Source organism: Actinacidiphila glaucinigra, from assembly GCF_900188405.1.
GTDB classification, from domain to species: domain Bacteria; phylum Actinomycetota; class Actinomycetes; order Streptomycetales; family Streptomycetaceae; genus Actinacidiphila; species Actinacidiphila glaucinigra.
Map to the genome: position 1 here is coordinate 205,380 of NZ_FZOF01000005.1, position 21,511 is coordinate 226,890.

The following is a 21,511-nucleotide window of genomic DNA, read 5'->3' on the forward strand; positions in this document are numbered from 1 at the left end:
CCATGACCACCGAGAGCCCGCGCTTTAGGCTCGGCTTCCTCACCCATGTGCAGGGCCGCGACGACGACCCGGTCCGCACCTACCGCAACGCCCTGGAACTCTTCGTCGCCGCCGACGAACTGGGCTTCGACACCGGCTGGGTGGCCCAGCACCACGTGCCCCTCGGCGGCGGGGGACTGGCCTCGCCCTGGACGTTCCTCGCCCACGCCACGGCGCGCACCACGCGGATCCGGCTGGGCACCGCCGTGACGATCCTCCCGCTCGAAGACCCGATCCGGCTCGCCGAGGACGTCGCCACCGTCGACACCCTCAGCGGGGGCCGCGTCGAGATCGGCGTGGGCAGCGGCTACAACGCCCTGGAGTACGCCGCCTTCGGCCGGGACGTCGACCGCAAGCGCGAACTGACCAGCGAACACCTCGACGTACTGCGCCGGGCACTGGCAGGTGCGGAGGTCGGGGCTCCCGGCTTCCGCGTCCAGCCGGCCGCCGGCGGCTTCGGCGACCGTATCTGGCAGGGCGCCTTCAGCACGCAGGGAGCCGCCTACGCGGCGGCCGGCGGGTCGAACCTCCTGCTCAACCGGGCGGCGTACGGCTTCGACTCCCCCACCGACGCGGTACAGCGCCCGTGGGCGGACGCGTACCTCCGCGCCTGGGACCGGCCGCGCCGGCCCCGGATCGGGCTGTCCCGCTTCGTCTTCCCGGCGAAGGACCGGCGGACGGCGCTGCGGCAGATCGGTGACGACGTGCACCGCGCGGCGCTGCGCATGGCGGAGGGCGGCGCCTTCCCGAAGGGCCTGGACCTGGACGAGGCGCTGCGCCGCTTCCACTCCTTCCACGGGCATCCCGAGGAGATCGTCGCGGCGCTGCGGCAGGAGCGGGTCCTGCCGGTCGCGACCGACCTGATCACCCAGTTCAATCCCGCCGTCCCCGACCACGACGCGGCCCTGCGCGCACTGGAACTCATCGCGACGGAGGTGGCGCCGGAGCTGGGCTGGCGGCGCACGGCCGAACCCGGGCCCCGGCCCGAGCCGACGGGAGTCCCGGCATGACCGACCACACCCCCGGCACCACGGCCCACGCCGACCACCACGTCCCCGAGGGCCTGCTCACCCGCGGCACGGTCGTCGTGGTGCCCGGCCGCGGCGAGACACCGGCGACCTACACCCGCTTCGGGCGGCGGCTGGCCGCGGACGCCCACCGCGTCCGCGTCGTCGCCGCCCCGGAGCCGGACGCCGGCGACCCGGACGGCTCCCTGACCCGGTTCGGCGAGCGCCTCGCGGCCGCCGTCGAGGGCACCGCCGCCGGCCCACCGGCCGCCCCCGTCGTCCTGGTCGGCGCCGACTCGGGCGCCGCAGCCCTCGCCGCGCTCCTCGGGCGGCCCGGACCCGCCGGGGTCCGGCCGGACGGCGTCGTCCTCGCCGGGCTCCCCGGCCGGGCGGCCTCCGCCGAAACAGGCGGCTGGGAAGGGGAACTCGACGTCCGCACCTCCTGCCCCGCCCACCGCGACACGCTCACCCGGGATCCCCGTGTACGCCGGGGTTCGCTGGGCGAGCCGCTGCCGGACCCCCTGCTCACCGCCGCGTACGAGGCCGAACTCGCCCTTCCCGCGCTCTTCCTGGTCGGTGACACCGACCCGCTCGCCGATCACGCCGCGCTCGCTCGCGCCGCCAAGTCCCAGCGCCGCGCCCGGCTCTCGGTGGTCCGCGGCGCCCATCACGACGTGCTCAACGACACACAGCACCGCTCCGTGGCAGCCGAGGTCGTCACCTTCCTGGAGACGCTGCGCAACGGGCTGATGCCCGTTGTGGCCGTGGAATCCAGCACCTGGTGACCGCGCCGAGGTCCCCGCTCGCCCCCAACCCGCCCGCCCGAACCAGGAAGGTCCCCATGGCCGTCATCCTTTCCGTCTCCGGAAGCCCCTCCGCCACCTCCCGCACGGCACGGCTGCTGCGCCATCTGGACGACCGGCTCCGGCTCCAGGGCCACGAGGTCGTCCCCCTGGACGTGCGGACGCTGCCCGCCGAGGCCCTGCTCGGCGCCGACGTACGCCACCCCGCCATCGTCGCGGCCGCGGCCCTGTTCCAGCGGGCCGACGGCGTGGTGATCGGCACGCCCGTCTACAAGGCCGCCTACTCGGGCCTGCTGAAGTCGCTGCTCGATCTGCTGCCGCAGTTCGCCCTCGCCGACAAGACCGTGCTGCCGCTGGCCACCGGCGGCACCACGGCCCACGTCCTGGCCATCGACTACGCGCTGCGTCCGGTGCTCAGCTCGATGGGCGCCGGCCACGTCGTGCCGGGGTGGTTCACGCTCGACAAGGACCTCACCGTCGCCGACGACGGCACACTGACCGTCGCGCCCGCGACGGCCGAGGCCCTGACGCAGGTCACCGACCGTTTCTCCGTCGCCCTGGGAGGCCGTACGGCCGCACTGGCGCCCACGGGGTGAGCCCCCGCCCGCCGTGCGCCGCGCGCGGGGCTCACGTCGCGGGCCCGGTCTCCCGGCACAGATCGCGGATCGCGGTCACGTGCGGATGCCAGGGGCGCGTGGCCGGGCCGGTGAGCAGCAACCTCCGTTCCACCCGCGGCAGTACGGGGACGAGGGTGAGCCCGCCCGGCAGCATGCTCCCTGCCAGCGAGGGGACGACCGCGACGCCGAGGCCGGCCTCGACCATGCAGAGCAGCGTGCCGAGTTCACGGATGTGCTGCGTGGGACGGTACGGAACCCCGGCCAGCGCGTGGAGTTCCCTGAGCTGGCTCTCGGCACCGGAGGTGGTGGCGAGCAGCGGGTCGTCCAGGAGATCGGCCAGTGCGATGGAGTCCTCGCCCGCCAGCGGATGGTCGCCGCGCATGACGGCCTCCAGCGCGTCGGTCGCGACCGGGACGGCCCCACGGGGCACCGGGTCCGGGTCGATGAGGATCGCCGCGTCGACCGTGCCGCTCTCCAGCCACTGCGTGATCTCCTCGGCGAAGCCCTCGAAGATCCTGATCTCGACGTGCGGGGCGTTGTCGCGCCACAGCCTCAGCAACCGCGGCAGCAGCCCGTGCGCGGCGGTCGGCGGCACGGCCACGGTGATCGCGCCCTCGGCCGCCGTATCGTGCCGGGCGGCCGCCGCCGCGGCGAAGGCCCGGGCCGCGGCGAGGGTGGCGCGTGCGTGCGGCAGCAGCGCGTCGCCCAGGGGCGTGGGCCCGGCAGGGGCGGTACGCCGCATCAGCTCGCCCCGTACGGCACGTTCCAGGGACGCGAGTGAGTGCGACACCGAGGACTGGCTCATGCCGAGCGCGGCGGCGGCCGTACCGAACCCGCGGTGGTCGGCGATCGCGACGAACACGTTCAGTTGCCGCAGAGTCACGTCCATCGGTGCCTCGCATCACGGGATGAATGCCATCGATTTGCCTCATCGTACGGCGCGCGGTCACGCTGGCAGGGATTTCACAGGACCGACAGAGGGGACGCGGCCATGCCGAACGCGACACCGCCCTTCTTCCGGGGCACCACCGCCCACGGGGCCGGCTCATGACCGGCCGGGCGGGCCGGGTCGTCGTCGGTGTGAGCGGCTCCCTCGCCAGTCTCGCGGCGCTGCGCCGCGGGCTTGCCGAGGCCCGGGCCACCGGCCGGCCGCTCCTCGCCGTCATGGCGTGGGAGCCGCCGGAGGGCGAGGCCCTGTACCGCGCCCGGCCCGAGTCCTCCTGGGCGGGCCTCTGGGCCGAGGATGCGGCTCGGCGTCTGGACCGGGCCCTGGACGACGCGTTCGGCGGCCTGCCGCCGGAGGTACGGATCGAGCGGCGGGTCCTCAGGGGCACCCCGGGAACGGTGCTGTGCGCCGTCGCGTCCGGTGCCGCCGACCTGCTGCTCGTCGGCGCGGCACGGTCCTCGCGCTCATCGATGGGTGTGCACCGAAGGCCCGTGCAGAGGGCCGTCCTCGCCGGCGCGGTGTGCGACCTCGTGATCATCGGCGGGCCGCGCCTGCTGCCCCGCGAGGCGAGACTGCTGCGCCGCTGCCGTCGGCGGGACGTCCGGCTGACGGCGCGTCGGGAGCACGGCTGATCCCCGCCGCGGCCGCCGCGTACACCCCGCCCCGAGGAGGGAACCCCCGTATGACCCGAGGCACCGGCCCCGCCCCCCACGCAGATCCCCGCAGGGCCCGCCGGTGCCGGACCTGCCGCGGGTGGGGGACGCTCATCGCCGCTCCCGGTGGCCTCGCCCTGTGCCGCGGCTGCCAGATCCCCCGGCAGCGGTCCGCTCCCGCGGTCCCGTACGCCCAGGAGACTCCCCCACGGCGCGCCGCCCGGTACTCCGCGGCCGCCCCGGCCGTCCGCCGCCCCTCCGCCGCGCCCTGAGACCCGGGGGCGCCGACCGGCACCTCGTGCGCGAACTTCGCCGGTTGTTCACCTGCGGGCCCGATTGTGCCGGCCCGGCGGCGAGATGATCGCCTTTCCGACCGTAGCGCAACGGAGAGACGATGCTCCCCAAGAGAACCTACGCCGCGCTCACGACCGCGGCTGTCGCTGCCGGCACGCTGGTGGCCGCGAGCCCGGCGAGCGCCCACCACCCGCACGTGGCGCCGACCTTCCAGCGCACCGCCACCTACCCGGTCTTCCAGAACCGCCCCGTGGGCGAGGACCCGGCCACGGCGACCGTCGCCGAGATCTCGGCGGTCAGCGAGGACGGCCGCACCCTGGTCTACACCGACGCCCTGGCGCGCCGGATCGGCTTCCTCGACATCAGCAAGCCGGGCAGCCCGCGTGGCCTCGGCACCCTGTCGCTGACGGAGCTGGGCGACGCCGAGGACGAGCCGACCTCCGTGGCGGTGGTCGGCCAGTACGTGCTGGTCGTGGTGAACACCAGCAGCGGCTACGCCACGCCTTCCGGGCGTCTGGACGTCATATCCCTGCGCGACCGCAAGCGGGTCACCAGCTTCGACCTGGGCGGTCAGCCGGACTCCATCACCATCACCAAGGACAAGCGGTACGCCGCGATCGCGATCGAGAACGAGCGCGACGAGGAGGCGACCCCGCCCGGCGGCGAGGAGGGCGACCTGCCCCAGGCCCCGGCCGGCTTCGTGCAGATCGTCGACTTCAAGGGCGCCGCGCCGCAGCACTGGAGCACCCGGGCCGTGCCGCTGACCCGGCCCGACGGCACCGCGCTGCCCGTGCTGTCCGCCGCCGGGATCGTGGAGCCCACCGACCCGGAGCCGGAGTACGTCGCCGTCAACGGCCGCAACCAGCTGGCCGTGACGCTGCAGGAGAACAACGGCGTCGTCCTGGTGGACCTGCCGACGGGCCGCATCACCAAGGCCTTCACCGCCGGCACGGCCACCGTCCGCGGCATCGACACCGTCAAGGACGGCGTCATCGACCAGACCGGCTCGATCACCGACGTGCGGCGCGAGCCCGACGCCGTCAATTGGATCGACGACCGCTACTTCGCGACCGCCAACGAGGGCGACTGGAAGGGCGGCACGCGCGGCTGGACCGTCTTCGACAGCCGCACCGGCAAGGTCGTCTGGGACGCGGGCAACAGCTTCGAGCGCCTCGCCGTCCGCTACGGCCTGCACAACGAGGACCGCGCGGCCAAGAAGGGCACCGAGCCGGAGGGCGTGGTCGTCGCCACCTTCCACGGCGTGCGGTACGCCTTCGTCGGCTCCGAGCGCAGCAACTTCGTCGCCGTGTACGACGTCAGCCGCCCGACCGCCCCGGTCTTCCGCCAGATGCTGGCCACCACCAACGGCCCGGAGGGGCTGCTGCCGATCCCGTCGCGCGACCTGCTCGTGGTCTCCAGCGAGGAGGACGACGCCTCGGTCAACGTGCGGGCCTCGGTCAGCCTGTTCCAGCTCGGCAAGGGCACCCCGTCGTTCCCGGGCATCGTCTCGGCCTCGGACTCCGACGGCGCGCCGATCGGCTGGGGCGCGCTCGGCGCGCTGTCCGCCGTCCCCGGCAGGCCGCACGAGCTGTACACGGTCACCGACGCGGCGTACTCCGTCACCAAGATCATGACCATCGACACCTCGCGGCAGCCGGCGGTCATCACCCGGGCCCTGACCGTCAAGGACGCCGACGGCAAGCCGGTCGGCTACGACGCCGAGGGCATCCACGCCCGCCCGCAGGGCGGCTTCTGGCTCGCCGTCGAGGGCGCGACCGGCGACGGCAACAAGCTGGTCCGCCTCGACCGCGACGGAGTGACCCGGCAGGTCGTCCCGCTCCCGGCGGACGTCGCCGCGGGCCTGGCGAAGCAGGGCTTCGAGGGCGTCACCGCCACCACCGACCGGAGCGGCCGCGAGGTGGTCTGGGCCACCCTGCAGCGCGAGGTCAAGGGCGACCCGGCCGGGGTCGTCCGGATCGGCCGCTACGACGTCCAGTCGGGCACCTGGAGCTGGTTCGGCTACCGGATCGGCACCACGGAGACCCCGGGCGACTGGATCGGCCTGTCCGAGATCACGGCGGTCGGCGACAAGCTCGCCCTGATCGAGCGGGACAAGCTGAACGGCCCCGCCGCGAAGATCAAGCGCGTGTACACGGTCGACATGCCGAAGTCCGCCGCCGCTTCCGGGCCGCTCCAGGTACTGCCCAAGAAGCTGGCCCACGACGTGCTGCCCGACCTGCGGGCGACGAACGGGTGGACCCAGGAGAAGCTCGAGGGCCTCACCGTGGGCGGTGACGGCCACGTCTACGCCGTGACCGACAACGACGGCCTGGCCGACGCCACCGGAGAGACGGTCTTCATGGACCTCGGTTCCGGCAAGAAGGTCTTCGGGAAGCGCTGATCGTCCGCGCCGCCCTCCCCCGTACGGCCGCCGGTTCCACCGGCGGCCGTACGCGTCAGGGGAGTGCGGGCGGGTCACGCTTCCGGACGGCGCGCGAAGACGAACCCCCGGCCGGCCCGGTCAGGGGCGTCCCGCACCTCGTCGAGGACGTGCCCCTGCGCGGTGAACACCGCCTCCGCCTCCTCCCGTCGGCGGCCGGGACGTAGGTCCAACGGGACGTCACCAGCGGCCCGTTGACGTCGAGCGGCTCGACCCGGTGCTCCAGCGGTCCGGTGCCCGGCACGTCCACGAACCGGTGCGACGCCTCCCGGTTCCAGCCCTTCCATGCGCGCTTCGCCGGATCCCGGGTCTCGAACACCGGACGGCCGCCCGGCCGCAGCGCCTCTTACGCCCCGCGCAGGGTGTCCCGCCACGCCCCGAGGTCGTCGATCACCTGGGCGGCGTCGGCCGTCATCGTCGCAAGGTCCACGCCCGGCGGCGGCAGCTCCGTCGCATCACCGTGGATCCACCGGACCCGCTCGCCCCGGCTCGGCCCGGGCGACGTCGAGGGCAGCCCGGGCCGGGTCGACGGCGACGACCTCGATGCCGAGGCCCGCCGGGCGCAGGGCGAACACCCCCGTTCCGCAGCCGATGTCCAGGACCCGGCGCGCGCCGAGGCCGCCCCGCCCCGGGTTCTCGAGGACGCCGCACAGCGCGGCGGGCCGCGGGTCCCGGAATTCCTCGTCGGCGACGGGGGCGAAGCCACCCAGGGGTGAGACCCACGTCACATCCGTGGCCGCGTCACATTTCCCCGGGCCCGCCCGTCATGGCTGCGTACCCGTCACCACGCAAGAGGAGACCGCCATGGAAGCCCGCGTGAACCTGTTCGGCAGCGCCCTCGCGCTCAAGTTCTTCAAGCACCTCAACTCGGCGGGGAAGGTGCCCGCGGAGTCGGGCCTGCCGGCCACGACCCAGGAACTGGTGAAGATCCGCGCCAGCCAGATCAACGGCTGCGCCTTCTGCGCCGACATGCACACCAAGGAGGCCGCCGCGGCCGGCGAGACCTCGGTGCGCCTGAACCTGGTCGCCACGTGGCGCGAGGCCACGGTCTTCACCGAGGCCGAGCGCGCCGCCCTCGAACTCACCGAGCAGGGCACCCGTATCGCCGACGCCGCCGGCGGTGTCACGGACGAGGTCTGGGCGAACGCCGCCAAGCACTACGACGAGGACCAGCTCGTCGCCCTGATCGGCCTCATCGCCGTCATCAACGCCTACAACCGCGTCAACGTCATCAACCGCCAGCCCGCCGGCGACTACCGGCCCGGCCAGTTCGGCTGAGGACGGACGCCCCGGCCCGCCCCAACGAGCCGGGGCACCGCCCGCCCCTCCGGGCGATCCCAAGTGCCGCTGCCGTGAACCATGTATGACGGGTTGTAGCGTGATGCGGCATGAGCACCAGTTCGCCGCTCTCAGCGGTCCCCCGGCTGGCAGGCGCGATCGTCGTCGGAGCGGCCGCCGGCGCGGTCGTCGGCGGCGTCCTGACGGACGCCTCGCTGGGGGTCCTCGCCGGGATCGCCGCGACGGAGGCGGTCTTCGTCGTCACGGGCTGGCTCGTGCTGTGGCCGATGGACTCGGCCGCCACCCACCGCAACGCCCGGCGGGAGGACTTCCGGCCGGTCGTCGAGGAACTCGTGGTGGTCGGCGCGGCCCTGTGCGGGCTGCTCGCCATCGTCGTCCTGCTCCTGCGCGGCGGCTCCGACAGGGATCACGCCGCGGCGGCGACCGCGCTGGGCGGGGTGTTCATGGCCTGGGCGGCGCTCCACCTGATGTACGCCGCGCGCTACGGGTACCTGTACTACGCGGCCTCGGCGGGCGGGATCGACTTCAACTCCCCGCACCCGCCGACGTACCGGGACTTCCTCTACTTCAGCTACAACCTGGGCATGACGTACCAGGTCTCCGACACGGACGTGTCCAGCCCGGCGATCCGCGCGACGGTGCTGCGGCACTCGCTGCTGTCGTACGTCTTCGGCACCAGCATCCTGGCCACCACCATCAACCTGGTCGCCGGGATGGTCACCGGCTGACCGCGGCCCGCGAGCTTGTACCCCGGGCTCAAAATTCCTGTCAAGTCCCGAATTGCAGCGACATGACGCCGGGCGCCGCGCCCGGCTTACTGGAGGCATCGGGTTCACGCCCCCAGGGGCAGCCCACCGGACACCGCCGGAACCCCTCCACCACCGCTCCCGAAGGACAACCACCATGGCCAGCAACCGACGCACCAAGCGCCTCGTCACCCTCACCGCCGCGACCGCCCTGGCCGCCGGAGGGACACTGATCCCCGCCACCGCGTTCGCCGCCACCACTCCGTCCGAGGCGCACGCGGCCGCCGCAAAGACGTCCGGCCGGGGCGGCGGCCACGGCGGAAACTGGGGACACGGGGACCGGGGCTGGGGGAACGGCGGCTGGAACCACGGCGGAAACCGCCCGAACAGCAGTGGCAACGGCAGCATCATCATCGTCGTCGGCAACAACAACTCCACCAACGTCAACAACGGCACCATCAACAACGGCGTGATCCTCGACTGAGCGTCCGGCGGCGTTCCCGCCGACCCGAAGACCACAGCACCTCCGGCCACCGGGGGTGCTGTTCGCGTTGCGGTACGCGGACGGGTGCCGGAAGGGCCCGACTCAGCCCTCGGAGCAGACCTCGTCGCCCGGCGAGGTGCGCACCCGGGCCAGGAGCCCGCGGAGCGCCGCGACCTCCTCCGGGGACAGGTCCCCGAAGAGCCCCCGCTCGACCTCGTCCACCGCGGCCCGGGCCTCGGCCAGGACGCCGCGCCCCTGGTCCGTGATGGCGACGATGTGGCGGCGCCGGTCGGCCGGGTCCCGACGGCGCTCGACGAGCTGCGCGGACTCCAGGTCGTTGAGGATCGCGACCATGATGCTCGGATCCACCTCGAGCGCCGCGACAAGACCTTGCTGCCCCATGGACCCGCACCCGCCGAGCAGCATCAGCGTGGCTCCCGCCCGCGGCGCCAGGCCGCAGGAACCGAAGGCGCGCTGGACACGACTGTTGGCGACGGCGCCGTGCCGGGCCAGCAGAAAACCGAGCTGCTCCAGCGGGTCGCCGCCGGCAGCACCCTCAATCGCGATCTCGTTCACTGCCATGACCCCATCATAGCGCGGCACCAACCATCGTGAAGGGCGGGTAATCCATGACCGTCAACGATTCCGGTGATCATGATCCACGCACGGACGGACATCCGCCGCACCCCCGGGCGGATGTTTGTGCCGGGTTATTCCACTTCTCCGGATTCCATGCGCGAGGCGATGGTCACACCCCTTAAACGATTGACCGCCATCAATCATCTGTTAGGTTCCATTCACCAGCGATTCACAGCGACGCCGGCCCTCACGGATCCAGCGCCTGCGAACCAGGAGCCCCGCCCCGGCGGCCCCGCGGAATCGCTCCCGCACGACGGGAACGGCCCACCGGCCGGACCGTCGTCCGACGCCCCGCACACCGGGGCACAGCAAGGAGAGAACCAGTCATGAACAAGTGGACGCGCATCATCGCCACCTCCACCGCCTCGGTGGCACTCGCCGGCACCGCCCTGCTCGGAGCCACCGGTTCCGCCTCCGCCGCCCCCCGGCCCTCCGGCCAGGACCGGCAGACCGTGACCGTCGGCAGCACGGCATGGGACAGGACCGGCGACCGCGCCGGGAACGACGACCGGCGCTGGAACAACGAGATCACCCGTCACCACTACGACTACGGCCACCACGGCGTGCAGTACTGGCACGGGTACGACGGCAAGCTCTACCGGTTCGACGGCCACCGCCTGGCCCGCTGGAGCCACGGCCACTGGGTGACCGTCTGGCTGTCCTACGGCCACGGACCCGTCCGCTGAGGCGCGACCGCATCCGGCACACCCCGCCGGACCACGCGCACCCCGGCGACCGGACGACGACGTCCCGGCCGCCAGGGCAGGGAGCCGCACCGGTGCCGAGCCGTCCCGTCCTCGCACGGCCCGGCACCGGCCCGCTCCCGCCCCTCTTCCTCCCCTGATGCCGCCGGCACACCGAAAGACCCGGAGAACCAGCACCATGCTCAAGGCCACCCCGACGACGAAGTCCGGCGGACTGCTCAGCAACGCCTTCGTGGCGATGCGGCGCCGGCAGACCCCGGCCGCCGCCTCCGGCACCGGACGGCACCGCGGGCGGGCCGCCAGTGAAGGCCTCACGGCCATCGGCTCCCCGGGCCTGGGCACCCACCGCCGCCCGAGCGACGCCCCCGTCCCCGGCGGCACCATCACCCGGGGCTGAACCACCCCGGCGCCGCCGCACGACACCGAGCTCCGCGACCCGAGCCCCATGACCGGCTCAGGCACCGACGAACCACTGGTCCGCACCCTCGTGCGGGACCGACCCCGGCCGGGACGACGGACTCCGGCGCCTCCGCGGCGAGTCGGCCGCGAGTCCGCGCGCACCCACGCGCCCCGGCACACGGCCCGCGCCCTCACCGCGCCGCCGCGAACGTCCGGGCAGCGGCTCGACGCCGCCTCCCCCCGGCCTCACGGACCGGCTCCGTCCGGTCCGTCGTCGCGGCGATCCGCACCCCGTGAACGTCGTTGTGAACGCCGTCGCGGACGGCCTCGGCGCGCTCCGCGCCCGCGCCCCGGCGACCGAACGCGCCGTCGCAAGGCCTCGGTTGGCCTCCGGCGCGACGCCCGGGCACGACCCCGCGAGCGACGCGGCGATCCGCCGCTCCCACCGAAGGCCCCCGCCCCCGCTCGGGCGGGGGCCTCTTCGCATGTCAACTCCCCATCCGTCCGGATGGGTTCGCCGCCGCACACCACCCCACTTACCAAAAGTTAGCGGCTAATCCCCTCTTTGGGCCTCGGCAACCGGGTGCTCCACGGTGGAGGCGTGGGACCCGCACCTCGCACCCCCCGGCGACGCGGGCCAACGGGCTCCCCGGCGCCATGACGCCGGGGAGCCGCCCCACGGGGACACGAACCCACCTGACGCACCTGGAACTTCACATGGCCACCCTGCTGCACCTCGACTCCTCCCTCCACCCGGGCTCCGCCTCCCGCTCCCGCACCGTCGCGCTCTCCTTCCGCGACGCCTGGCGCGAGCAGCACCCGGACGGCACCGTGCTCCACCGCGACCTCGCCGCCGACCCGCTCCCCCACCTCGACGTGCACGGCTTCTCCGCGGCCTTCGTCGACGCCCCGTCCCGCACACCCGAGCAGGGGGCGGCCTTCGCGCGCCGGCTGACCCTGATCGAGGAGCTGGAGCGGGCGGACGCCGTGCTCCTCGGCGCCCCGATGTACAACTTCACGATCCCCTCGACGCTCAAGAGCTGGATCGACCACGTACTCATGGTCGGCCGCACGACGGGTGACACGTCCAGCGTGAAGGGCGTGCCGGTCACCGTCATCGCCAGCCGCGGCGGCTCCTACGCGCCGGGCACCCCGCGGGAGTCCTCCGAGTACGTCCAGAACTACCTGCGGTCCATCCTCGGCGAGTACATGGGCCTGGAACTGGACTTCATCGTCCCCGAACTCACCGCGGCGGCGTCGAACCCGGCCATGGCCGAGCTCGTCCCGCTGGCCGAGGCCTCGTGGGCGCGGGCGCTGGAGGACGCGACCACCAAGGGCAAGGAGGTCGCGCAGCGCGTCAGGGCCGCCTGACGCCGGCCGGTGTCCTGCCCCTGTCCCGCCCCTGTCCCGCCCGTGTCCCGTCCGTGTCCTGCCGGGAGACGGGCGGGACAGGGGGGACAGGGGGGACACGCCCCCCTCGCACCCGGCCTGGTACCGGGAGGCATAGGAACAGCGTTCCGTGGCCCGCTCCGCCACGTTGACGCAGCCTTGACCTCGTCCCATACACCTCGCACGGCCTCCCGCCGCGGCGGCCCCGCCCCGTTCGGAAGATGCGCATGAGCAACCAGACGACCACTCACCACGGCCCCGCCGGCCCCGGCCCGGACTCCGGCCCGCAGGAGACCGGCATCGACGGTCTGGCGCACCTGGTCGACGATCTCGCACAGGCGATGGCCACCACACCGGAGGCCGTCCTCGCCGGCATGTCGGACGACGTGCTGAACGCGCTCTTCCGCCTGCACGTCCAGGAGGAACCCGCGCACGGCCCGCGGCCCGACGGCGTCCTGGAACCCGGGCGGAACCGGGCTACGAGGTAAGGCCTGCCTCGCCTGCCAGCTTTCCTCCCGAAATGTACATTTACATGGTGAACGACCGATTGGCGCTGCTCGCCGCTGTGGAGAAGGGCATCGCCGAGGGCGAGGTGCTCCGGCTCGCACTGCAGCACGCGGTCGCCGAGCTGGACGGGCTGGGCGGCACGGTCCACCTGTGCGGGCCGATGTCCGCACTGCGCCTGGTGTCCACGGTCGGACTGTCCTCGGGCTCCGTACGCCCCTGGGAGATCATCGACCAGGAGAGCCCCGCGGTCCCGGCCCGCGCGGTGCGCCGGCGCGGCCGCGTGTGGGCGGCCGACGGATCGGCCGGCGCCGTCCGGCCGGGGGCGGCGAAGGGGTGGCCCGGCACGGGGCTGGCGTCCGTGGCTCTGTCGGACGGCGTGAGTTCGGTGGGGTCGCTGACCGTCGTGACCGGCCCGGCCGGGGAGCCCTCCGAGGAGCAGTGGCGCTTCCTCGAGGCGGTGACCGCCTGGGCCCAGGAACGCGTGGACCAGGCCCCGCCCCCGACCCGCCCGCCGCACGAGGAACCCAGCGGCAGCCGGCTGCGGCAGGCCCTGAAGGCCGTCGAGGTAGGCACGTGGGACTGGAACATCCGCACGGGCGAACTCGCCTGGGACGACGCGGCCATGGCCGTCTACGGCACCGATCCCACCGACTTCGTGCCCCGGGTCGAGAGCTGGATGAAGGTCGTCCACCCCGACGACCTGCGCTGGACGCTCGCCGCCGCCGAGAAGGCGATCCGGGACCGCGGCGTGTTCGAGGCCGAGTACCGGGTGCGCCGCCCGGACGGCAGCTACGGCTGGACGGAGACCCGCGCCAAGGTCGTCCTGGACGACAGGGGCGAGCCCTACCGGATGATCGGCACGGCGTGGGAGAGCAACGAGTCGCGGTCCGCGCGCGACGCGCTGAGCCGCGCCCTGCGGTACATGAGCGACGGCTTCCTCTCCGCCGACGAGGACTGGCGGATCACCTTCGTCAACCTGGAGGCGGAGGACGTGCTCGGCTCCTCCGAGGAGGAGTTGTTCGGCCGGGTGCTCTGGACGCTGCCGTCGGTGCGGCAGGTCCCCGGGCTGGAGTCCCGCTGCCGGGAGGCCGCGGCCAAGGCGGCGCCCACGAGCTTCGACGTACGCATGCCGGACACGGGCTCCTGCTACCAGGTCCGGCTGGTCCCGCTGCCCGACGGGGTGACGCTGTACTTCACCGACGTCACCGACCGGCGCAGGCACGAGGCCGACCGCGCCGCCGCCGAGCACGCGGCCGGCGAACGCGCGACACGGATCGCCGAACTCACCGCCGCCCTCGCCAAGGCGACGACGTCCCGCGACGTGGTGGACGCCGTCGCCCAGCGCGTGCTGCCGCCGTTCGCCGCCAGCGGGCTGCTGGTGCAGGCGCTCGAGGACGGCAGGGCCTACAACGTGGGGTCCGTCGGCTACCCCCAGTCCTTCCTCGACAACCTCCAGGGCCGCCCCCGGGGCGCCAAGGACCCGGTGTGGGACGCGATCTCGACCAGCGGGCCGGTGTTCGTCTCCTCCGCGGAGGAGTACGCGGCGCGGTACCCCGCGATGGCGGACCGCCCGCATCTGACGGGGAAGGGGTCCTGGGCCTTCCTGCCGCTGACCGCCTCCGGGCTCACCTTCGGCGTCTGCGTGGTCGCCTTCGACCAGCCGCGGCGCCTGACGGACGAGGAGCGCACCCTGCTGAGCGCCATCAGCGCCCTGGTGGCCCACGCCCTGGAACGCGCACGGCTCTACGACGCCGAGCACACCCGCTCCCGGGAACTGCAGAGCGCCCTGCTCCCCCAGCAACTGCCCGCGCTGCCGTCCTGCGAGCTCGCCGCGCGCTACCTGCCGACCGAGCAGGGCGCGGACGTCGGCGGCGACTGGTACGACGTGATCCCGCTGTCCGCCGGCCGGGTCGCGTTCGTCATCGGGGACGTGATGGGCCACGGCCTGTCCGAGGCCGTCACCATGGGGCGCCTGCGCACGGCGGTCCACACGCTGGCCGGCCTCGAACTGCCCCCCGACGAGATCATGGGGCATCTCAACGACATCGTCGGCGGACTCGGCGCGGACTCCTACGCGACGTGCCTGTACGTCCTCTACGACTCGACCACCGGCATCTGCTCGGTCACGCGCGCCGGGCACCCCCCGCCCGCGGTCGTCCAGCCCGACGGGACCGTGCGCTTCCCGAAGGCGGCGCCGAACCCGCCCCTGGGAGCGGCCGAGCAGCCTTTCGAGAGCATCGAGCTGCGGATCCCCGAGGAGAGCCTGCTCGTGCTGTTCACCGACGGGCTGGTCGAGTCCTCCGAGCGCGAGATCGACGAGGGCCTCGGCGACCTGGCGCGGCTGCTGGTCGACGCGGACGGCGCCGACCTGGGAGCGCTCTGCGACACCCTCATCTCGGGGCTCCTCCCCGTCGGACGGACCACCAGCGACGACATCGCGCTCCTCGTCGCCCGCGTCCACGCGCTCGCGCCCGATCGGATCGCCTGCTGGCCGCTCCCCGAGGACCCGCGGGCGGCGGGGATCGCCCGCAGGCACGTACGGGACCAACTGGCCGCCTGGGATCTGGAGGAACTGACGCCGACGACGGAGCTGCTCGCCAGCGAGCTGGTGGGGAACGTCGTGCGCCACGGCAGAGGCCCGATGACGCTGCGGCTGCTGCGGGACATCGACCTGGTCTGCGAGGTCTCCGACGACAGCCTGACGATGCCCCGCATCCGTCACGCGTCCGAGACCGACGAGGGCGGCCGGGGGCTGCAGCTCGTCGCCTCCCTGTCCCAGCGGTGGGGCACCCGCTACACCCCGAACGGCAAGTGCATCTGGACGGCGCAGCAACTGCCGGACCCCGACGTCTGCTTGCCGTCGCCGGAGCCGTTCGACCTGGACGCCGTACCGCCCCTCGAATGACCGCCCCGGCGGTCCGACGTCCCTCGTGCGCACCGGCATCGCCCGGGCGGTGGTCACGGGGGCCGTCCCCGGGGGCCGCGGTGTGACACGTCTGTGACAGTCGGCGGACAGGGTGATGACGCCGCAGAGCGAAGGTAGTTGATATAGGGCAAAACACCCTAATCAGACATCCGCCTCCCGCTTCCGAGGGCGCGAGCAGGCACGACAGCCGCCCCGCCGAAGGACACCCCATGAGCCCCGCACCCGCCACGCCCCCCGCCGACACCGACGCCGACGCCGAGACGGGTGCCGACACCGGCGCCGGGCTCCCCGAACTCGCCCCCCGCGAGCGCGAGACCCTGCGCCACATCGCCGCGGGACGCACCTACCTCCAGACCGCCCGCCACATGGGACTGTCCAGGCACACCGTCGACGCCTACCTGCGCCGTATCCGCGCCAAGCTCGGCATCCACAGCACCGCCGAACTCACCCGCACCGCCATCGCACTCGGACTGTGAGCCCCGCGGGCCCCGTCCGCCCGCGGGTCAGGACCGGCCGAAACCGTTGAGGAACGTGTCCACCACGAGGTCGGCCGCCCGCGGCGGTTCCACATCGGGGAAACGGTGGGCGACGGTGTCCACCAGCTGGTCGAGGACCGCCCTCACCCACTCCGGGGAGGCGTCGGGACGCAGATGCCCCTCGTCGGCGGCGCGCCGCAGGAAGGCGTCCAGCCGAGCGCTCTGCTCCGCGCGCCGGCGGTCCGCGTCGGGGTCCTGCCGCATCATGCGGCGCGTGTCGACAGGCCACTCGCGGCTGACGGGGACGATCCTCTCCACGTAGCGGTGCAGGGCGACGGGCACGGGCGCCTCCATGAGCCGCGCCTCGTCGAGGACGCGCTCCGCGGAGTCGAGTTTCGCGTGGAAGACCGCGCTGAGCAGCGCCTCGCGCGTGGCGAACCGGCGGTGCACGGTCGTCCGGTCCACCCCCGCCGCACTGGCGATGGCCGACATCGAGGTGCCGGGATCCTCGGCCAGCAGCCGGGCCCCGGTGCGCAGGACCACGGCGAGATTACGTGCGGCATCAGCTCTCATGATGGCGACATGATAACAGCGAGTCGCAGTTAGACGTACATCACCATCACGCCCGCCGCATTCACAATCCATAGTGCTACATTGATGTTGCAGTTAATCGACGAGCTTCCACAGTGATCTCGGTTCCGCCCATCGGGCCGGGAGCGCTCGTCACAGGACAGGAGGAACGTTCCATGGCACGCACCTGGCTGATCACCGGTGGTTCCCAGGGCCTCGGCCGGGCCCTCGCGGTCGCGGCGCTGGAGGCCGGCGACCAGGTCGCGGTGACCTCGCGCAGGCCGGAGGCACTGGCAGAACTGGCGCAGGCCCACCCCGAGCGCCTGCAGAGCCTCGCGCTGGACGTCACCTCGCCGTCGGGGGCCCGGGACGTGGTCGCGGCGGTGGTCGAGCGTTTCGGCGGCCTCGACGTCGTGGTCAACAACGCGGGCTACGCCACCAACGGCACGGTGGAGGACTTCCCGGAGGACGAGTTCCGGGCGCAGGTCGAGGCGAACCTCTTCGGGGTCGTCAACGTGACGCGGGCGGCGCTGCCCGTCCTGCGCGGCCGGCGTTCGGGACACTTCGTGCAGATCTCGTCCATCGGCGGCCGTGTCGGCGGCACGCCGGGCCTCAGCGCCTACCAGAGCGCCAAGTTCGCCGTCGCGGGCTTCTCCGAGGTCCTGGCGAACGAGGTGGCCCCGCTCGGCATCAAGGTGACCATCGTGGAGCCGGGCGGCATCCGCACCGGCTGGGCCGCCGGTGCCGCGCTGACCTCGGGCCCCATCACGGCCGACTACCGGCAGACCGTCGGGCTGTGGGGGGAGCGGTTGGCGGCCTACAGCGGCTACGAACCCGGCGACCCGGCCCGGATGGCCCGCGCGATCGTCGACGTCGTCGGCGCCGGGGAGCCCCCGCGCCGCCTGCTGCTCGGCAGTGACGCCCTGGAGATCGCGCTGAGCGCCGAGGAGGCGCGGCTCGCGGAGGCCAGGACGTGGGCGCACGTCAGCCGCTCCACGGACCACCCGGCCGCACCCCGCTCGGCCTGACCCCCCGGCCCGGCCCCTGCCCTTTCCAACGCCCCTGCCCCTTCACCGGAAGGACATGACTGATGATCATTCGCGACAGGCTCTACATCGGCGGCTCCTGGGTGACCCCCAGTGACCCGGACCTCCTCCTCGACATCCGCTCCCCCCACGACCGGTCCGTTCTCGGCCGGGTGGCCCAGGCGGCCGACGCGGACATGGACGCGGCCGTGGCCGCGGCGCGCGAGGCCTTCGACCACGGGCCCTGGCCGCGCACCGACCCCAAGGAGCGGCAGGAGGTGATCCGCCGGGTCAACGCGCTCCGCGAGGCCCGGTCCGACGAGATCGCCGCGACCATATCCGCCGAGAACGGTTCGGCGGGCTGGTTCACCAAGGCCGGCCAGCCCTTCCTGACCCGCCAGGTCGAGGCCTACCTCAAGGCCGCCGGGGAGCTCGGCTGGGAGGAGGTCCTCGCGCCCTCGGACCCCTCGGTGGACTTCGACACCGTCGTCAGGCGCGAGCCCATCGGCGTGGTCGCCGCGGTCATCCCCTGGAACTCGCCCTTCTCGGCGGCCACGGCGAAACTCACCCCGGCCCTGCTGGCGGGCAACACCGTGGTCCTGAAGGTCTCCCCGGAGAACTCGCTGAGCATGATGCTGCTGGCGGACCTCTTCCACGAGGCAGGTCTTCCCGAGGGCGTGCTCAGCGTGCTCCCCGCGGACCGGGAGACCAGCGAACACCTCGTCTCGCACCCGGACGTCGACAAGATCGCCTTCACGGGGTCGACCCGCGCCGGCCGGCGCATCGCCTCGATCGCCGGCGAGCAGCTCAAGCGGGTCAGCCTCGAACTGGGCGGCAAGTCCGCCGCCGTCGTCCTGGAGGACGCCGACCTGCCCACCGTGATGCAGGGCCTGCGCTTCGGCTCCCTGGCGAACAACGGCGAGGCCTGCATCCTGCAGACCCGGATCCTGGCGCCGCGCAGCCGTTACGAGGAGGTCGTCACGGCACTGAAGGAGATGGTGGAGTCGCTGAAGGTGGGCGACCCCTCCGAGCCGGACACCTTCATCGGCCCCATGATCCGCCGCGACCAGCAGCAGCGCGTGATCGACTACATCAGGCTGGGGATCGAGGAGGGCGCCCGCCTGGTCACCGGCGGCCCCGAGGTGCCGCCCGGCCTGGAGCAGGGCTACTACGTCACCCCGACCGTGTTCGCGGACGTCGACAACGGCATGCGCATCGCCCAGGAGGAGATCTTCGGCCCGGTACTGGTCGTGATCGCCTATGACGACGAGGACGACGCCGTGCGCATCGCCAACGACTCCGAGTACGGCCTGTCGGGAGGCGTCTGGACCGCGAGCCCCGAGCGCGCCCTGGCGGTCGCCCGCCGGCTGCGCACCGGGACCGTCACTCTGAACGGCTCCCCGATGAGCTTCGACGGCCCGTTCGGCGGCCACAAGGCGAGCGGCGTCGGCCGCGAGTACGGCGCGGTGGGCCTGAACGGCTACGTCGAGTACAAGACGATCACCCGCCGGCGGTGACACGGGAGGGCCGGGCCCGGACGGTGTGCGACGCGCCCCGGGCCCGGCGGTCGCCGGCCGCGGCGGCGCCAACGGGCGTCAGGTGGCGTCGGCGTGGAGGTTCTTGACCTTGATCCAGTCACGGCTGCGGCGACCGGGCAGATATGTACTGGTCAACCGCTTCGCCACCACCCCGTCATACCCCTCCTGCCGAATGTAGTGCAACGCCTCACTCGCCATCGCCGGCCAGTACGGCGGCACCACCACATGCGGCCCCGACACCCCCAGATCATCCAGCAACGCCCGCCGCGCCGTATACGGCGCATGCAACACCGGCTCCCCCAAATACAAAATGTCGTACACCACCAACTGCACCGGCATCGCCACCGCGGCCTCCGCCACCGCCGCCGGATGCCGCACACTCATCCGCCGCTGCAACCGCTCCACCGACACCCCACCATGCTTCCCCAACGCCACCACCTCCCCGTCCAGCACCCCCACCAGACCCGGCGGCAACACCCCCGCCAACCCCTCCAACTCCGGATACCCCGCCGTCACGTCCTGCCCGATCCCCGACACCAACCGCACCCGCCCATCCCCCGGCAGATACACCAGCACCCGCGCCCCGTTGAACAACGGCTCGAACCCGTACCCCGCCTCCGCCTCCGCCCCCGGCAACGGACCCGCCACCGCCAGCATCGGCGACCACGCAGGCAAATCGGCCCGAGCCACAGAATCCGCAGGAACACGCGTACCCATATACACCAGCATCCCCCCACACCCCCCACCCGGCGAATCAAACACCGCACGGCCCGGGCGTCGCGGCCCGACCCCGGCCGGGCCGGCCGGGAGCGGGCCGCGCGGAGGTCACGCCGGTGTGCCGGCGAACTTCGGGTTCGCGCCGTACTGGTTCTCCGAGGGCTGGCCCTCGATGCAGAAGAAGACCAGCAGGACGATCGCGCCGACGATCGGCACGAGGCCGATCAGCAGCCACCAGCCGGAACGCCCGGTGTCGTGCAGGCGGCGGGCGGAGACGCCGAGCGTGGGCAGGAGCACCGCGAGCGCGTAGACCGACTGGAGGTAGTCGAAGCCGATGGCGCGCCCCAGGAAGAGGAGCACGATGCTGACCACCAGGTTGATCAGCGCGAACATCCAGTATTCGGTGCGGCGCGCGCGCCCGTCGAAGACGACGTACTTCTTGAGCACGTCCAGGTACCAGTGCATGCGGAACCCCCCAAGGGCGACGACCGGAAGCCCGTCCGGAACGGCCGGGCAGGCGGAATGTAGGGTTTTGTAGTGCGCAGGTCAAGATATGCGACGGTAAAAGGTCTTGATCCGCTTCATGGTGTTCCGCTCGTATCGTCCCCATGGCGGGTCGGCGGTCATACTCCGCGGCTTTCGGGGTAGACGGGGCGCGAACGGCCGGATTCACCGGCCGGCACGCACACCCATCGCGGAGGTACTCCGATGTCCCCCCAGCCCCAACCGGGTCGGCCCACGGCGTCCATGACGTTCGACCACATGCTGGAGCGGGTGCGGTACGACGGCGTCTACCCCACCCGGGAGCGGGCGGAGGAGGCGGTGCGCGCGGTGCTCGCCGCCCTGGGCCGTCGGCTCATCGGCGACGAACGCGTCGCGCTGGCCGCGTGCCTGCCCGTCGAGGCGGCGCTCGTCTTCACCGCCGAGATCCCGGAGATCCGGCCCATCACCTGCGGCGCCTTCGTCGAGGACCTGGCGGCCCGCACCGGCGGCACCACGGCCACGGCACGCTGGGACAGCTCCACCGTGCTGACCGTGGTCGCGCGGCTGGCCGGACGCGACCTGACGACACGTGTCCTCCACCAGCTGCCCTGCGACTACGCCCCGCTCTTCGGCCGCGACGACCTCGTCAGCGCCGCCTGAGCGGGCGGCCCGGGGCGGCTGCGGATGCCGCATCCAGAGGTCGGACTCGACGTGGACGCCCCGGTCCCGCTCGCGGTCGACCTCCACGAGGTCCCGTGCTCACGACGTGACCGCCGGTCCGCGGGAAGGCCGTGCCCCCACGCCTCCGGC

General features: G+C 73.2%; 22 protein-coding genes and 1 pseudogene. 17 read left to right on the forward strand and 6 right to left on the reverse strand.

The window, feature by feature from the left end; genetic code table 11:
* The first annotated feature begins 2 nt into the window (after window positions 1-2).
* Genes CHF15_RS12110 through ssuE form a run of 3 tightly spaced genes read left to right on the forward strand, consistent with a single transcriptional unit; the run spans window position 3 to window position 2,445 of the window.
* Window positions 3-1,049 carry an LLM class flavin-dependent oxidoreductase gene (locus CHF15_RS12110; RefSeq protein ID WP_089223734.1) on the forward strand — a complete coding sequence of 349 codons (1,047 nt, stop codon included), beginning with the start codon at window positions 3-5 and terminating at the stop codon, window positions 1,047-1,049.
* Window positions 1,046-1,831 carry an alpha/beta hydrolase gene (locus CHF15_RS12115; RefSeq protein ID WP_089223735.1) on the forward strand — a complete coding sequence of 262 codons (786 nt, stop codon included), beginning with the start codon at window positions 1,046-1,048 and terminating at the stop codon, window positions 1,829-1,831. Before CHF15_RS12110 ends, CHF15_RS12115 begins: the two co-directional genes overlap by 4 nt.
* Window positions 1,832-1,887: 56 nt before the next feature.
* A complete protein-coding gene (gene ssuE, locus CHF15_RS12120) occupies window positions 1,888-2,445 on the forward strand; it encodes an NADPH-dependent FMN reductase (protein WP_089223736.1) in 558 nt (185 codons plus the stop codon).
* Between the two features lie 31 nt (window positions 2,446-2,476).
* On the opposite strand, the gene CHF15_RS12125 is transcribed toward ssuE, so the two are convergent.
* Window positions 2,477-3,355, reverse strand: a complete 879-nt coding sequence (locus tag CHF15_RS12125) for a LysR family transcriptional regulator (protein ID WP_089223737.1) — start codon at window positions 3,353-3,355, stop codon at window positions 2,477-2,479.
* A 158-nt stretch (window positions 3,356-3,513) separates the two neighbouring features.
* Here CHF15_RS12125 and CHF15_RS12130 point away from each other — a divergent pair, with 158 nt between their 5' ends.
* Both CHF15_RS12130 and CHF15_RS12135 read left to right on the forward strand, forming a co-directional pair.
* Entirely contained in the window at window positions 3,514-4,044 is a 531-nt protein-coding gene (locus tag CHF15_RS12130) for a universal stress protein (protein WP_089223738.1), read from the forward strand.
* A 415-nt stretch (window positions 4,045-4,459) separates the two neighbouring features.
* The gene (locus CHF15_RS12135; RefSeq protein ID WP_089223739.1) at window positions 4,460-6,760 is read left to right on the forward strand and encodes an esterase-like activity of phytase family protein; all 2,301 of its coding nucleotides are present in this window, start codon (window positions 4,460-4,462) and stop codon (window positions 6,758-6,760) included.
* Between the two features lie 74 nt (window positions 6,761-6,834).
* On the opposite strand, the pseudogene CHF15_RS12140 reads toward CHF15_RS12135, so the two are convergent.
* A pseudogene (locus CHF15_RS12140) lies at window positions 6,835-7,509 on the reverse strand (class I SAM-dependent methyltransferase).
* Window positions 7,510-7,603: 94 nt separating this feature from the next.
* Between CHF15_RS12140 and CHF15_RS12145 the strand changes: the two are divergent.
* The 3 genes from CHF15_RS12145 to CHF15_RS12155 all read left to right on the forward strand — a co-directional run bounded on the left by CHF15_RS12145 (window position 7,604) and on the right by CHF15_RS12155 (window position 9,328).
* The gene (locus CHF15_RS12145; protein ID WP_089223740.1) at window positions 7,604-8,077 is read left to right on the forward strand and encodes a carboxymuconolactone decarboxylase family protein; all 474 of its coding nucleotides are present in this window, start codon (window positions 7,604-7,606) and stop codon (window positions 8,075-8,077) included.
* A gap of 110 nt (window positions 8,078-8,187) precedes the next feature.
* On the forward strand, window positions 8,188-8,826 hold the full coding sequence (locus tag CHF15_RS12150; protein WP_089223741.1) for a DUF1345 domain-containing protein: 639 nt from the start codon (window positions 8,188-8,190) through the stop codon (window positions 8,824-8,826).
* 175 nt (window positions 8,827-9,001) lie between these two features.
* Window positions 9,002-9,328, forward strand: coding sequence for a hypothetical protein (locus CHF15_RS12155; RefSeq protein WP_089223742.1), 327 nt, complete (start codon window positions 9,002-9,004; stop codon window positions 9,326-9,328).
* Window positions 9,329-9,430: 102 nt separating this feature from the next.
* Here the strand turns inward: CHF15_RS12155 and CHF15_RS12160 are convergent, their stop codons facing one another.
* Window positions 9,431-9,910, reverse strand: a complete 480-nt coding sequence (locus CHF15_RS12160) for a MarR family winged helix-turn-helix transcriptional regulator (protein ID WP_245938790.1) — start codon at window positions 9,908-9,910, stop codon at window positions 9,431-9,433.
* A gap of 383 nt (window positions 9,911-10,293) precedes the next feature.
* On the opposite strand from CHF15_RS12160, the gene CHF15_RS46390 reads away from it, so the two are divergent.
* The 6 genes from CHF15_RS46390 (at window position 10,294) to CHF15_RS12190 (ending at window position 16,368) form a co-directional block, all read left to right on the forward strand.
* Complete coding sequence (locus CHF15_RS46390) at window positions 10,294-10,653, forward strand: hypothetical protein (RefSeq protein ID WP_089223743.1); 360 nt, start codon at window positions 10,294-10,296, stop codon at window positions 10,651-10,653.
* A gap of 196 nt (window positions 10,654-10,849) precedes the next feature.
* Entirely contained in the window at window positions 10,850-11,068 is a 219-nt protein-coding gene (locus CHF15_RS12170; RefSeq protein WP_089223744.1) for a hypothetical protein, read from the forward strand.
* A 719-nt stretch (window positions 11,069-11,787) separates the two neighbouring features.
* Entirely contained in the window at window positions 11,788-12,441 is a 654-nt protein-coding gene (locus CHF15_RS12175; RefSeq protein WP_089223745.1) for an FMN-dependent NADH-azoreductase, read from the forward strand.
* Window positions 12,442-12,686: 245 nt separating this feature from the next.
* On the forward strand, window positions 12,687-12,947 hold the full coding sequence (locus tag CHF15_RS12180) for a hypothetical protein (protein ID WP_089223746.1): 261 nt from the start codon (window positions 12,687-12,689) through the stop codon (window positions 12,945-12,947).
* A 47-nt stretch (window positions 12,948-12,994) separates the two neighbouring features.
* Window positions 12,995-15,871: a SpoIIE family protein phosphatase gene (locus CHF15_RS12185; protein ID WP_245938791.1), complete on the forward strand. Its 2,877-nt coding sequence runs from the start codon at window positions 12,995-12,997 to the stop codon at window positions 15,869-15,871.
* Between the two features lie 230 nt (window positions 15,872-16,101).
* Window positions 16,102-16,368: a response regulator transcription factor gene (locus CHF15_RS12190; RefSeq protein WP_089223748.1), complete on the forward strand. Its 267-nt coding sequence runs from the start codon at window positions 16,102-16,104 to the stop codon at window positions 16,366-16,368.
* Window positions 16,369-16,395: 27 nt separating this feature from the next.
* On the opposite strand, the gene CHF15_RS12195 is transcribed toward CHF15_RS12190, so the two are convergent.
* Window positions 16,396-16,941, reverse strand: coding sequence for a TetR/AcrR family transcriptional regulator (locus CHF15_RS12195; protein ID WP_179279756.1), 546 nt, complete (start codon window positions 16,939-16,941; stop codon window positions 16,396-16,398).
* 173 nt (window positions 16,942-17,114) lie between these two features.
* On the opposite strand from CHF15_RS12195, the gene CHF15_RS12200 reads away from it, so the two are divergent.
* Both CHF15_RS12200 and CHF15_RS12205 read left to right on the forward strand, forming a co-directional pair.
* Window positions 17,115-17,966 carry an oxidoreductase gene (locus CHF15_RS12200; protein WP_089223749.1) on the forward strand — a complete coding sequence of 284 codons (852 nt, stop codon included), beginning with the start codon at window positions 17,115-17,117 and terminating at the stop codon, window positions 17,964-17,966.
* Between the two features lie 62 nt (window positions 17,967-18,028).
* Window positions 18,029-19,480 (forward strand): aldehyde dehydrogenase, encoded by a 1,452-nt coding sequence (locus CHF15_RS12205; RefSeq protein WP_089223750.1) that lies wholly within the window; start codon window positions 18,029-18,031, stop codon window positions 19,478-19,480.
* A 78-nt stretch (window positions 19,481-19,558) separates the two neighbouring features.
* Here the strand turns inward: CHF15_RS12205 and CHF15_RS12210 are convergent, their stop codons facing one another.
* Together CHF15_RS12210 and CHF15_RS12215 are read right to left on the reverse strand one after the other, a co-directional pair.
* Window positions 19,559-20,230, reverse strand: a complete 672-nt coding sequence (locus CHF15_RS12210; protein WP_089223751.1) for an ATP-dependent DNA ligase — start codon at window positions 20,228-20,230, stop codon at window positions 19,559-19,561.
* Window positions 20,231-20,326: 96 nt separating this feature from the next.
* Window positions 20,327-20,683, reverse strand: a complete 357-nt coding sequence (locus CHF15_RS12215) for a DUF805 domain-containing protein (RefSeq protein WP_089223752.1) — start codon at window positions 20,681-20,683, stop codon at window positions 20,327-20,329.
* Between the two features lie 282 nt (window positions 20,684-20,965).
* Here CHF15_RS12215 and CHF15_RS12220 point away from each other — a divergent pair, with 282 nt between their 5' ends.
* Entirely contained in the window at window positions 20,966-21,361 is a 396-nt protein-coding gene (locus tag CHF15_RS12220; RefSeq protein ID WP_089223753.1) for a DUF2267 domain-containing protein, read from the forward strand.
* The last annotated feature ends 150 nt before the right edge of the window (window positions 21,362-21,511 follow it).